Origin of the sequence: Streptomyces sp. NPDC056128, assembly GCF_042263835.1 — a bacterium.
In the GTDB taxonomy this organism is placed as follows: domain Bacteria; phylum Actinomycetota; class Actinomycetes; order Streptomycetales; family Streptomycetaceae; genus Streptomyces.
This window is the reverse complement of the sequence record NZ_JBHJVQ010000002.1, coordinates 653,713-666,064: the sequence shown is the minus strand read 5'-3', so window position 1 is coordinate 666,064 and position 12,352 is coordinate 653,713. Positions and strand designations below refer to the sequence as shown.

Sequence of the window (12,352 nt, the reverse complement as noted above, 5' to 3'; positions counted from 1 at the left end):
GCTCAGCGCAGCCGGATCACGTTCCAGGACAGCGGCTCCAGTACGGCGGTCAGGGTGCCGCCCCGCAGCGCCGTGCCGTCCACCCGGTGCGGGACGACCCGTTCGGGTTCGGCGAGCGTGTTGCGGGCGTCGGGATCGGCGTCCGCGAGGGCGCTGTGCTCGACGACGTCCGTCAGCTCCAGGGCGCCGAGGGCGACGTCCAGCGGCAGCGGCTCGGTGCGGGAGCGGTTGACGGCGAAGACGGTGACCGACCCGTCCTCGGCGCGCACGGCCGTCGCGTGCAGCAGGTCGGCCTCGCCGTACTTCGCCGTCCCGTACGTCGGTGAGTCCACCCGCACGTCGAGGACCTCGCCGCGGCCGTACCGCGAGGCCTGCGCGAACGGGAAGAACGTGGTCTGGCGCCAGGCCGGGCCGCCCGGCTCCGTCATGATCGGGGCGATGACGTTGACGAGCTGCGCGAGGCAGGCGACGGCGACGCGGTCGGCGTGCCGGAGCAGGGCGATGAGGAGCGAGCCGAAGACGACCGCGTCCATGACGCTGTAGTTGTCCTCCAGCAGGCGGGGCGCCTCGGGCCAGTCGAGGGCGCTCACCTCGGCCTGCGACTTCGACATGTACCAGACGTTCCACTCGTCGAAGGAGAGGTTGATCCGCTTCTTCGACTTGAGCCGGGCGCCGATGTGGTCGCAGGTGGCGACGACGTTCTCGATGAACGACTCCATGTCCACGGCGGAGGCGAGGAAGGAGTCGACGTCACCGTCGAGCGGCTCGTAGTAGGCGTGCAGAGAGATGTGGTCGACGAGGTCGTACGTCTCCTCGAGGACCGTCGCCTCCCACGCGGCGAAGGTCTCCATGGACTGGCCGGACGAACCGCAGGCGACGAGTTCGACGCCCGGGTCGATCTGGCGCATGGCGCGGGCGGTCTCGGCGGCGAGGCGGCCGTACTCCTCGGCGGTCTTGTGGCCGGTCTGCCAGGGGCCGTCCATCTCGTTGCCCAGGCACCAGAGCCGGATGCCGAAGGGGTCCTTGTCGCCGTGCTCGGCCCGCAGGTCCGACAGCCTGGTGCCGGCGGGGTGGTTGGCGTACTCCTGGAGTTCGAGCGCCTCGGCCACGCCGCGGGTGCCGAGGTTGACCGCCATCATGGGCTCGGCCTGCGGGCCGGCCTTCCTGAGGAAGGCGATGTACTCGGACAGGCCGAAGCGGTTGGTCTCCGTGGAGCGCCAGGCCAGGTCGAGGCGGCGGGGGCGGTCCTCGGCCGGACCGACCGAGTCCTCCCACTTGTACCCGGAGACGAAGTTGCCGCCGGGGTAGCGGACGGCGGTGACGCCGAGCTCCCGGACGAGATCCAGTACGTCCTGGCGCAGCCCTTCGACATCCGCCGTGGGGTGACCGGGTTCGAAGATGCCGGTGTACACGCAGCGGCCGAGGTGCTCGACGAAGGAGCCGAAGAGGCGGGGGTTCACGTCTCCGACGGTGAAGGCGGGGTCGAGGGTGAAGCGGGCGGTTCGCATGGTGTCCTTTCGAAGGAGACTCCGGCTACTGGCCGGCGAGGCCCGTGTGGGCCACGCCCGCGACGATCTGGCGTTGGAAGAAGACGAAGACGATGATCAGGGGGAGGCCCGCCATCAGGCCGCCGGCCATGAGCTGGGCCCACTGGATGCCGTAGGAGTTCATGACGGTCGCGATGCCGTTGGGCATGGTCATCAGGTCGGGGTTGTTGGTGACCATGTACGGCCACAGGAAGTTGTTCCACGAGCTGATGAAGGTGAAGATGCCGACCGCCGCCAGCGAGGGGCGGGACAGCGGCACGATGATGGTGAAGAAGACCCGCCAGCGGCCCGCGCCGTCGATGAAGGCGGCCTCCTCCAGTTCGCGCGGGATGCCCTGGAAGAACTTGTAGAGGATGTAGACCATCGCGGCGGGCGCGCACTGCGGCAGGATCATCCCCCAGTAGGTGTCGACCATCCCCATCTGCTGGACGCTGGTGAACAGCGGGACGCCGAGGACGGCCGGGGAGATCATGAGGCCGGCCATCACCGCGCCCATCAGGACGCCCTTGCCCCGGAACTCGGTGCGGGCGAAGCCGTAGCCGGCGAGCGCGGAGACCAGCAGTACGACGGTCGTCACGCACACCGACACCACCAGGGAGTTGACGAACCAGTCGGTGATGTTGCCGGTCTCGAAGAGGGCCTGCCACGCCTGGCCCGTCCAGTCCTCGGGCAGCCAGTGGGTCGGCACCTCGACGGCCTCGGTCTCCGACTTGAGCGAGGTGAACAGGGCCCAGGCGAGCGGGGCGAGGAACACCGCGGAGACGGCGGTGCCGAGCAGGGTGAGCACGATCTGGCCGGGCGTCCAGGACCTGCGGGGTCCGGTGGGGGTCTGCGTCGCCGCGGTGGTCATCGGCCGCCCTCCTCTCGGTTGCGCAGCAGCCACATCCGGGCGAGGGCGACGGCCGCGATGAGCACGAAGAAGATGATGGAGATCGCGGAGGCGTAGCCCACGCGGTAGCTGGTGAAGCCCTGTTCGAGGGTGTACTGCACGAAGGTGCGGGTCGAGTCCTCGGGTCCCGGCCCGAAGTCCTGGATCACGACGGCCTGGTCGAAGACCTGGAGCGAGGCGAGGATCTGGAGGGCGACGACGAGGCCGGTGATGTTGCGCAGCATCGGCAGGGTGATGTGGACCGTGCGGTGCCAGGCGTTCGCGCCGTCCAGCTTGGCGGCCTCGTAGAGGCGCGCGGGGATGCCCTGGAGCGCGGCGAGGTAGAGCAGGAAGCTGAAGCCGACGGTCCACCACAGGGTGGTGATGACGACCGCGAGCATCGCGTACGACTTGTCGGTCAGCCAGGGCGTCTCGATGCCGAAGACGTGGTTGACCATTCCGGTGCCGGGGTTGAACAGCCACTGCCAGAGGTTGGCGGCGACGGTGGACGGCAGCAGGAACGGCAGGAAGAAGCAGAGCCGCCACAGCCACTTGCCGCGCTCGATGTGGTGGGCGAGCATCGCGAGGAGGAAGGCGAGGACGGTGATGCAGGGCACGACGAGCAGCGTGAAGTACGCGCTGTGGCCGAGCGCGTCCCACATCAGCGGGTCCTGGAGGGCCTCGCGGTAGTTGTCGAGGCCGATGAAGCTCGCGTCGTCGCCGGAGATGTTGGCGTCGGTGAAGCTGAGGTAGAGGCCGCGCAGCAGCGGCCAGACCACGAAGAGCGCGAACAGGGCGAGGAACGGGGCGACGAACCAGCCGCCGTGCTGGAAGCCCTGGCGGCGGCGGAGCGTGGCGCCGGCGACGGCGGTCCTCGCGCGCGCCGGGCGGACGATGGTCTCGGCGCCGGCGGCGGTCATGCGGCACCTCCCCGCGCGGCGGTGCCGTCCATGGGGTTCTGCATGGCGAGCAGTTCGGCGAGCGTGCTCCGCATCCGGCGGGCGGCGGCCTCGGGCTTCGCCGAGCCCGTCGTGGCGGAGACGACGACCGGGCCGACGCGCTGGGCGAGGATGCCGGTGGACCCGGCGAACCACACCTTCGGCTCGGTGGCCTGGTGGTCCATCGCCGAGACGTACTCGTTCTGCGGACGCAGCGCGCGGTAGGCGGCCGTGGACAGGGTCGGGGTGTACGCGGGGATGTGGCCGCCGGCCGCCCACTGCCGGGCGTGCTGGACGACGTAGGCGGCGAGGCGGTGCGCGCCCTCGTTGGCGGCGCCGCCGCGGTCCGACTGGTGGGGCAGGACGAAGGCGTGGGACTCGGCGTGGGTGGCCCGCCTGCCGAAGACGGGCGGCAACGGGGTCGCCCCGTAGTCGAGTTCCGCGGCGTCGAAGACCGGCACGGACCAGTTGCCCTCCCAGGCGAAGGGGGAGCCGTTGACGAACTGCTCGGCGCCCGCGTTGCCGCCGAAGGCGGGGTTGGCGTAGCCGTCGGCGACGTGCTTGCGCAGGAACTCCAGGACCTCGGTGGCCTTGTCGGTGTCGAAGGTGACCTCGCTGCGGGCGTCGTCGAACCAGGTGCCGCCGAGCTGGGTGTAGAAGGCGACGAAGAACCACCACTGGAAGTTCTGGTCGCTGTGCCACAGGCCGATGGTCTGCAGGCCCTTCGCCGTGGCCTTCCTGGCCTCCTTCAGCACGTCGAACCACGCCTCGGTGGAGGTGACGGGCACCATCCGGCCGTCCGCGCCGAGCAGGCCCGCCTTCTTCAGCACGTCCCTGCGGTAGAAGCAGAGCTGGACGTGGATGTCGAGCGGCAGGGCGTAGAGCCTGCCGTCGATGACGGCGCGCTTCCACAGCTCGGGGTTGAAGTCCTCTTCCCGCACCCCGTACTTGGCGAGCAGTGCGGGGTCCCAGGGGTCCAGGAGGCGGCCGGGTGAGAAGCCGGTGACGCGGCCCAGGTGCATGACGCCGAGGTCCGGCGCGCGGTTGCCGGCCGCCGCCATGGCGAGCTTGGTGTAGAAGGGGCTGCCCCACTGGAGGGTCGAGTCCTTCACGTCGATGCCGGGGTTGTCCCCGCGGAACGCGTCCAGCATGGCGATCATGTTGTAGCCGTCGCCGCCGCTGAAGAGGTTCCAGTAGCGCACGCGGGTGTCCGCTCCGGAGGCGAGCGCGTCGGCCCCGGTGCCGAGCGCCGCGAAGCCGAAGCTGCCCGCGACCGTGAGGCCGCCCGCCGCGGCCAGGAAGTGCCTGCGATCCAGGCCAGGTCGTCCCATGCCCTGCCCCATCTGTTCGAGATTTCGATCATCGCTCGTAACTTCGAACGGGACCGTAGATGTGAAGCGCTTGCGCGTCAATGGTTCGGGCAGGAACTCGGGCCGGCGCTCCGGAATCCGGCCCTCCGGACAACGGAACTCGCCTGACGCGGACACGTCCGGCCGCGTAGGCTCGTACGGCCTTGGATGCGGCTGCGAGCGAGAGCGGAGGGACGCGATGGAGTCCGCGGACGCGGCCACGGGTCCGGCCTCGTTCCTCAGCGCCTTCTACACGTCCTACTGGTGGATCCCCGCCGCGGTCCTGGCCACCGCCCTGGCGATCAAACTGCCGACGATCATCCGGCTCTGGAAGGACCCGCTGCTGCGCGCGGTCGGCGGTCTGCTGCTGCTGGCCTGCGCGGTGTTCGTGTTCGTCGCCCCCTCGACCATCGTCTGGGTCAACCGCGTCACCGGCGTGCCGAACATCTCGGCGCCCTGGGTGTACTCGCTGCTCACCGCGTTCTGCGGCGCCTGCCTGGTGCTGATCATCGCCTGGCGCGACGGACTGTCCGAACGCTCGGCCCCGACCCGCCGGGCCACCCGCTGGGTCGTCTCCGTCTACGGCGGGGTGATCGTCGCCCTCTGGGTGCTGTTCGCCCTCGCCGACGTGCCCGTGGAGCGCACCCGGGACCTGGACACCTACTACGCCAACACGCCCTTCATGCGCGAGGAGATCCTGCTCTACCTCCTCGCGCACACCACCGCCGTCCTCATCACCTCACGGCTGATCTGGAACTGGATCCGCACCGGCGGATTCGACGCCTGGCTGCGCCGGGGGCTGCGGTTCCTGGGCGTCGGCTACGCGCTCAACCTGGCCTTCGACGCGGCCAAGCTCACCGCCGTCGTGGCCCGCTGGACCGGCAACGACCTGGACTGGCTCAGCCTGGACGTGGCCCCGGCCCTGGCCTGTCTGTCCGCGGTGTCGATCGCGGTCGGCTTCATCCTGCCGCACGCCGGCCAGTACCTGCGCGAGCGGCGGCGGATCCGGCTGGCCCACCGCGAACTGCGGCCGCTGTACCGGCTGATGCGCTCCGTGCACGGCTCCGGGGTGCCGTTCGTCCTGCGGGCCAGTCCCGAACTGCGCCTGACCCGCCGCGAGACCTTCATCCGCGACGTCCTGCTGCCGCTGGCCCGCCGCACCGACGAACGGCTGGGCGCGCGCTCGTACCGCGCCGCCCTCGGTCTCGGGTTCGCCCCGGAGCGGGCGAAGGCGCTCGCCGCGGCCGTGGTGGTCCTCGACGCGGTCGACGCCCGTCCCGGCACGGACGACGGCGACGACGGCCACGGCGACGGCGGTTGCGGCGAACCCGACACCACGGACCTCCTGAGCGGGATCGGGGCGGTCTCCCGCGCCCTCGGCCACCCCGACGTGATCCGTGAGGTCCGGGCGCGCGCGATGGCACCCGGGGACACGATGGCGGTCACCGAGTGACCGAGACACACCTGGAACTGGCCCGGACGGCCCCCGTCTTGGCATATTGCACTGGTGACCGAGCAGCAGCCGGGGAAACGGGGAGACAGCGGTGCGTACCAGGAAGGAGATGCGTCGCCTCGCTGACGCCCTCATCGACCCCATCCGGGTTCCCGTGCCGGCGGATCCCGAGGTCCTGTTCGAGGCGCTCGTCGCGTCCGTGAGCGCGTGGCGGGGCCGCGAAGTGGTCGTGCACCGGGCCGCGTTCCCGCCGCACACCGCGAGCGGGCTCTGGCTGGAGCGCGAGCACCACGACGACATCGTGGTGGACGAACGCGCCGCGATGTGGCACCAGATCGTCATCCTCTGCCACGAGGTGTGGCACATGAAGCGCAGGCAGGCGGAGGCGGACGGCGCCCCGGACGGCCTGCCCCGGCCGGTCGCCGCGCGTACCGACTTCTCCCTGGCCGAGGAGCAGGAGGCGGACCGCTTCGGCATGCTGATGGGCGGCCGGCTGCGCACCTGGCTGGAGGCCTCCACGGACTCGGTGTTCGCGGCGGAGGGCGACGGACCGGAGGACCCGCCCGACCTCGCCGGCCGCATCGGGGCCGCGCTCAACTACCGCGGGACGACCAGATGAACGGCCTGATCAACTACGTCAGCTGCGGAGTGCTCTGGCTCTGCCTGGTGGTCAAGGCGCCCGACCTGTTGCGGCACCGGCGCGATCCGTATCTGGGCGCCATCTGCGCGGTACTTGGCCTCGCCGGGCTCTGCTTCCTGCTCGGGGCGCCGCCGACGGTCGGCGCCGTCAACCGGCTCAGCGGCGTGCCCAACCTCGCGGCACCGCTCACCTACGCGGCCATCACCGGGTACTGCGCCGCCTCCCAGGTCCTCATCGTGCGCTGGCGGGGCGGGCCCCGGGTGGACAGGACGGTGCGCCGGTGGACGCTCGCCTACGCCGCCGTGGTCCTCGGCATCGGGGTGCTGTTCGCGCTGGGCGACGCGCCCGTGGAGCGCCGTACCGACCTGGACACCTACTACGCGACGACCCCGTTCATCGCCCAGATGATCGTGCTGTACCTGGTCGCGCACCTCACCGCGGTCACCGTCACGACCTTCTCGGCGCTGCGCTGGGCACGGCAGGTGCGGGGCGGGCTGCGCGCCGGCCTGACCCTCCTCGGCGCCGGTGCGCTGTGCGGCGCCGGGTACAGCACGGCCAAGCTCGTCGCGGTGGGCGCGCGCTGGTCCGGGCGGGACTGGTCGGCGCTCGGCACCACCGTCTCCCCGGCCGCCGCCGGGCTCGGCGCGCTGCTGACGGTCGTCGGCGTGCTCGTCCCGCTGGTGGCGCCCCGGGTGGCCGAGTGGCGGCGGGCGGGCCGGACGTACGCCCGGCTCGGGCCGCTGGAGCAGGTGCTGGACGACCTGCTCACCCGGCGGGCGCTGCGGCTGCCCCGGCCGCGGTTCGCCTCGCCCGCCACCCGCCTGATGTGGCGCCAGACCAGCATCCACAACGCGCTCGGTCATCTGGACGCCTATCTCGACCGGGACCTGTACGACCGGACCCGCGCCGGGGTACTGGCGGCGACGGACGACCCGGAACGGGCCGAGGCCGCCGCCTGGGCCGCGGTGATCACCGAGGCGGTACGGCGCGAGGCGGATCCGGCGCGGGCCGTCGCGGCGACCGCGGGCGGCGGCTCTCCCCCCGGCGCGTCCCCCGGCTCCCCCGTCGGCCCTCCCGTCGGCCCGGCGCCGGGCCCGGCCGCCCTCGGCCGGATCGCCGACGTGCTGGCCACCGCCCCGCCGGCGCCGGCCCTCGCCGCCGTGCCGAGCGGTACGACCACGGCGGGAACCGCGTGAACGAAACCCCGCACGAGAGGAGTTGTCCGGCATGAGTCTCGTCGTCTACCTGGCGGCGCTGGTGTTCGGTATGACCTCCGTGCTGCTGTTCCGGCGGCCGCGCACGGCCATGCGCAACCCGCTGACGCTGTCCACCTGCGTGGCGATCGTCCTCGGCGCCCTGGTCTTCGTGTGCGCCGCGCCGGCCACCCTCGCCACCGTCAACGAACTCACCGGCGTCCCCAACTTCGGGGCCCCGCTGACCTACGGGATGCTCTCCGCGTACAGCTGCGCCGTGCTGGTGCTGCTGATCAACTGGCGGGGCGGGCCCCGGGCGCGGGTACGGCGCATGGTGCTGCGCAGCATGGCCGCCTACGGGCTGCTGGTGGTCGCCATCGTCGTGCTGTTCCTGCTCGCCGACGCGGACACCGAGCGGCTGACCGACCTCGACACGTACTACGCGGGTACGCCCTTCATGCGGGAGATGATCCTGCTGTACCTGCTGGGGCACAGCGCGGCGATGCTGGTGATGTGCGCGGTCTGCGTCAAGTGGGGCCGCGAGGTCGGCGGCCTGCTGCGGGCCGGGCTGCGGCTGATCCTGCTGGGCGCGGCGCTGGACGTGGTGGGGTTCCAGCTGACCAAGTACACGGCCGTGGTGGCCCGCTGGACGGGTCACGACCTCGACTTCCTGTCCACCTCGGTGGCCCCGCCGATGGCCTCGCTGGCCGCGCTGCTGTGCTCGGCGGGGTTCGTGCTGCCCAGGCTGCTGCCGCCCGTGGTCGCCCACTGGCGGGGTCTTGACGACTACCGGCGGCTGGATCCGCTGTGGTCGCTGGTGCGTTCGGTGTCCACCGCCCCCAAGCCTCCGGCGACCTGGTGGCAGCTTCCGCAGGCCCGGCTCCAGTGGCGCGAGGTGTCCATCCACGACGCCCTGCTCACGCTGGCGCCGTACTTCGACCACCGGGTCCGTGAGCGGGTGCGGGACACCGCCCTGCGCGCGGGCCGCTCCCCCCACCAGGCCCGGCTGGCGGCGGAGGCCGCCATGCTCACCGACGCGGCGCGCCGGGCCGCCGCGCGCGAGGAACCGCCGCAGAGCGCCGCCACCTACCGGCTGCACGCCACCGAAGTGCCCGGCCCGAGCGGGCTGGTGGAGCTGGCGCAGGCACTGCCTCACCCGCCCGGGCGGGCCACCGCGCCCGACGGCGCGGCACCGTCCGCCATGACCGGAACCCTGACCGAACCCGAGGAGCCCCATGTCGCGTAGAGCTGTCGTCGTCGGTGCCGGTCTGGCCGGCATGCTGGCCGCGGCCGTGCTGTCCGCCGCCGGCGTGGACGAGGTGATCGTGCTGGACCGCGACGAGCTGCCCGAGGGGCCGCACCAGCGCCGGGGGCTGCCGCAGGGGCGGCACGCGCATCTGCTGATGACCGGCGGGCTCGCGGCGATGGAGGAGATCGTGCCGGGGGTGAGCCTGGGCAAGCGGCTGCTGGCCGCCGGGGCCCACGAGATATCCCTCAGCTCGGGCATGCTGGCCCTCACTCCGGAGGGCTGGCTGCGCCGGTGGCGGCGCGAGGGGCCGGTCATGCTCACCTGCACCCGGGCGCTGGTGGACTGGACGGTGCGGGCCGCGGTGCTCGAACAGGCGCGGGTGGAGGTCCGCAGGGCCGCGGTGGTCGGGCTGACCGGGTCCGCGGGGCGGGTGCGCGGGGTGCGGATCGCGGCGCCCGGCGGGGACACGGACCTCGACGCCGACCTGGTCGTCGACGCGAGCGGACGCGGTACCCGGGTGCTCGGCTGGCTGGAGGGCCTCGGGCTGTCCGGCGTCCGGACGCGGACCGTGGACTCGGGGCTGGTCAACGCCTCGCGCGTGTACCGGGTGCCGGCCGGGGCGGAGCGGTTCCCGCTGACGATCGTGCAGGCCAACCCGTACGTGGGCCGGCCGGCCCGGAGTGCGATGGTCATGCCGGTGGAGGGCGACCGCTGGCTGGTGAGCTGCGGCGGTTCGCGCGGCGGTGAACCGCCGGCCGATCCGGAGGGGTTCCTGCGGTACACGCTCGATCTGCCGGACCCCATCGTGGGGCGGCTGATCTCCGGCGCGGAACCGCTCACCGACATCCATCTGAGCCGGTCCACCAGCAATGTGCGGCGCTACCTGGAGAAGGCGCCGGTCTGGCCGGAGGGCTTCGTGGTCCTCGGCGACGCGCTCGGCACCTTCAACCCGGCCTACGGGCAGGGCATGTCGGTGGCCGCGTTCGGCGCGCGCGTCCTCGGCCAGGAACTGGACCGGGCCGGGGGCGTCGACGCGCCCGGTCTCGCCCGGCGGGTGCTGCGGGGCGCGGCCCGCTCGGTGGACGCGGCGTGGTCGATGGCCGTCGGCCAGGACGTCCTCTATCCCGGGGTGCGCGGCGGGCGGCCCGGCGCCACGGACCGGGTGGTGACGGCGTACACGCGGCGCATGACGAGGGCGGCCACCGGCTCCTTCGCGGCGGCCTCGGCGATCTGGGACGTCACGAGCATGCGCACCCCTCCGACCCGCATGTTCCGCCCCGACGCCGCCCTGGCCGCCCTGACGGGCTCACCCCTGCCCCCGCTGTCGGGTCCGCCCCTGACCCCGGAGGAACGCGGGGTACTGGGCACGCTGGACCGCACGGGGGTCTGACGGCCCCTCACGCGAGGTTGCGGGATCCCCGGTTCAGCCCGCGAACGCCGGCTGGGGCAGACCCCGGCCCGCGTCCGGGATCACCAGGAGGGAACCCGCGAGCGGGGGCGGCGTCGGCAGGCCCGTGCGGGCCGTGGTGAGGTACAGGTCGGTCAGGTCGGGGCCGCCGAAGGCGCAGGCGGTGACGCGGGGGACGGGGAGCGGGAGTACGCGGTCGAGGGCGCCGGTCGGGGTGTAGCGGCGTACCGCGCCGCCGTCCCACAGGGCGACCCAGACGCTGCCGTCGGCGTCGACGCACAGGCCGTCGGGGAAGCCCGCGCCGTCCTCGATCACGGCCAGCGGGCGGCGGCCCGTGATCCGGCCGTCGGCGGGGTCGGTGTCGAAGACGTCGATGCGCCGGGTCGGGGTGTCGACGTAGTACATCCGCCGGCCGTCGGGGCTCCAGCCGGTGCCGTTGCTCACCGTCACGTCGTCGAGGACGACTTCGGCCGTGCCGTCCCCGGTGAACCGGGTCAGCGTGCCGCCCCCGGTCGCCTCGTCGTAGCGCATGGTGCCCGCCCAGAGGCTGCCGTCGGGGGCGACGGCGGCGTCGTTGGCGCGGCGGCCGGGGACGGGCTCGCGGTGCAGCCAGCGGAAGGTGTCGTCGGGGTCGAGGAGGCCGATCCCGTCGCGCAGACTGAGGACGAGCCCGCCGCCCGCGCGCGGTTTGACGGCGCCCACGTGCTGGTCGGTGCGGCGCACCGTGCGCCGCCCGGTGGCCGGGTCGTAGGTGTGGACGCGGGAGTTCAGGATGTCGATCCACAGGAGCCGGCCGGTCGCCGGGTCCCAGGTGGGCCCCTCGCCGAGGGCCGCCTCCGCCCGGACGGCGACCTCGTACGCCGTACCGCCCGCCGTCACGCCGCCCCCCGGTGGCCGAGCCGCTCGGACAGCTCGGCGGCGCCCTTGACGGCCAGCTCCTCCAGCTCGCCGAGGCGCTCCTCGCTCCAGCGGATCATGGGCACGGAGATCGACAGCGCGGCGACGACCCGGCCCGTGCGGTCCCGCACCGGGGCGGCCACGCAGGAGACGTCCGGGTTGGACTCGCGGCTCTCCACCGCCGTGCCGCGCGCGCGGACACCGGCCAGCGCCTCGCGCAGGGCGGCCGGGTCGGTGATGCTGTTCGGGGTCATCGCGGTCAGCTCGGTGCCGTCGGGGAAGCGCGCGGCGACCTCCGGCTCGGGCAGCGAGGCCAGCAGCATCTTGCCGACGGACGTGCAGTGGGCGGGCAGCCGGCGCCCGGCCGCGGACACCATGCGCACCGCGTGCGTGGAGTCGACCTTCGCGATGTAGATGACGTCGGTGTCCTCCAGGATCGCCACGTGCACCGTCTCGTCGCAGGTCTCGGCGACGCTCCGGGCGACCTGCTGGCCCTCGGCGGCGAGGTCGAGGTGCTCGGCGTAGCGGGCGCCGAGCTGGTACGGGCGCACGCCCAGCCGGTACCGTCCGGGCTGCCCGGCGACCGGGACGATGTACTTGCGGGCGGCGAGCGTGGTGACCAGCTCGTGCACGGTGGTGCGGGGCAGCTGGAGCCGGCGCACGATGTCGGGGGCGGAGAGCGTGCCGTCCCCGTCGAGGAAGAGCTCCAGAATGTCGAGAGCCCGGGTCACGGCGGGTACGAGACGTCCCATGTCCGGCCCCCTCCCTAGGTGTGTTCGAGATTTCAACAAGCGGTCGTAATCGCGAACA

General features: G+C 72.8%; 11 protein-coding genes. 5 read left to right on the top strand and 6 right to left on the bottom strand.

The genetic code is table 11. The annotated features are described in order from the left end of the window. Window positions 1–2: 2 nt before the first annotated feature. The 4 genes from ACFC1X_RS06900 to ACFC1X_RS06885 are packed head-to-tail and all read right to left on the bottom strand — an operon-like array spanning window position 3 to window position 4,684. The gene (locus ACFC1X_RS06900; RefSeq protein WP_376349418.1) at window positions 3–1,508 is read right to left on the bottom strand and encodes an alpha-N-arabinofuranosidase; all 1,506 of its coding nucleotides are present in this window, start codon (window positions 1,506–1,508) and stop codon (window positions 3–5) included. A gap of 25 nt (window positions 1,509–1,533) precedes the next feature. After that, entirely contained in the window at window positions 1,534–2,397 is an 864-nt protein-coding gene (locus ACFC1X_RS06895) for a carbohydrate ABC transporter permease (RefSeq protein ID WP_376349416.1), read from the bottom strand. Then, window positions 2,394–3,335, bottom strand: coding sequence for a carbohydrate ABC transporter permease (locus ACFC1X_RS06890; RefSeq protein WP_376349415.1), 942 nt, complete (start codon window positions 3,333–3,335; stop codon window positions 2,394–2,396). Before ACFC1X_RS06890 ends, ACFC1X_RS06895 begins: the two co-directional genes overlap by 4 nt. Continuing rightward, window positions 3,332–4,684 carry an extracellular solute-binding protein gene (locus ACFC1X_RS06885; protein ID WP_376349413.1) on the bottom strand — a complete coding sequence of 451 codons (1,353 nt, stop codon included), beginning with the start codon at window positions 4,682–4,684 and terminating at the stop codon, window positions 3,332–3,334. Before ACFC1X_RS06885 ends, ACFC1X_RS06890 begins: the two co-directional genes overlap by 4 nt. Window positions 4,685–4,901: 217 nt before the next feature. Between ACFC1X_RS06885 and ACFC1X_RS06880 the strand changes: the two genes are divergently transcribed. From ACFC1X_RS06880 to ACFC1X_RS06860, 5 genes are all read left to right on the top strand, one after another. Further along, window positions 4,902–6,155 (top strand): MAB_1171c family putative transporter, encoded by a 1,254-nt coding sequence (locus ACFC1X_RS06880; protein ID WP_376349412.1) that lies wholly within the window; start codon window positions 4,902–4,904, stop codon window positions 6,153–6,155. Between the two features lie 91 nt (window positions 6,156–6,246). Then, window positions 6,247–6,774 carry a toxin gene (locus ACFC1X_RS06875; protein ID WP_376349410.1) on the top strand — a complete coding sequence of 176 codons (528 nt, stop codon included), beginning with the start codon at window positions 6,247–6,249 and terminating at the stop codon, window positions 6,772–6,774. Beyond that, window positions 6,771–7,991 (top strand): MAB_1171c family putative transporter, encoded by a 1,221-nt coding sequence (locus tag ACFC1X_RS06870; RefSeq protein ID WP_376349409.1) that lies wholly within the window; start codon window positions 6,771–6,773, stop codon window positions 7,989–7,991. The genes ACFC1X_RS06875 and ACFC1X_RS06870 overlap by 4 nt, the downstream gene beginning before the upstream one ends. 31 nt (window positions 7,992–8,022) lie before the next feature. Next, window positions 8,023–9,234 carry an MAB_1171c family putative transporter gene (locus ACFC1X_RS06865; protein WP_376349407.1) on the top strand — a complete coding sequence of 404 codons (1,212 nt, stop codon included), beginning with the start codon at window positions 8,023–8,025 and terminating at the stop codon, window positions 9,232–9,234. Continuing rightward, complete coding sequence (locus ACFC1X_RS06860) at window positions 9,224–10,627, top strand: NAD(P)/FAD-dependent oxidoreductase (protein ID WP_376349406.1); 1,404 nt, start codon at window positions 9,224–9,226, stop codon at window positions 10,625–10,627. Before ACFC1X_RS06865 ends, ACFC1X_RS06860 begins: the two co-directional genes overlap by 11 nt. A 33-nt stretch (window positions 10,628–10,660) precedes the next feature. On the opposite strand, the gene ACFC1X_RS06855 is transcribed toward ACFC1X_RS06860, so the two are convergent. After that, complete coding sequence (locus ACFC1X_RS06855; protein WP_376349405.1) at window positions 10,661–11,524, bottom strand: SMP-30/gluconolactonase/LRE family protein; 864 nt, start codon at window positions 11,522–11,524, stop codon at window positions 10,661–10,663. Then, window positions 11,521–12,294 carry an IclR family transcriptional regulator gene (locus ACFC1X_RS06850; protein ID WP_376349404.1) on the bottom strand — a complete coding sequence of 258 codons (774 nt, stop codon included), beginning with the start codon at window positions 12,292–12,294 and terminating at the stop codon, window positions 11,521–11,523. The genes ACFC1X_RS06855 and ACFC1X_RS06850 overlap by 4 nt, the downstream gene beginning before the upstream one ends. Window positions 12,295–12,352: the final 58 nt, after the last annotated feature.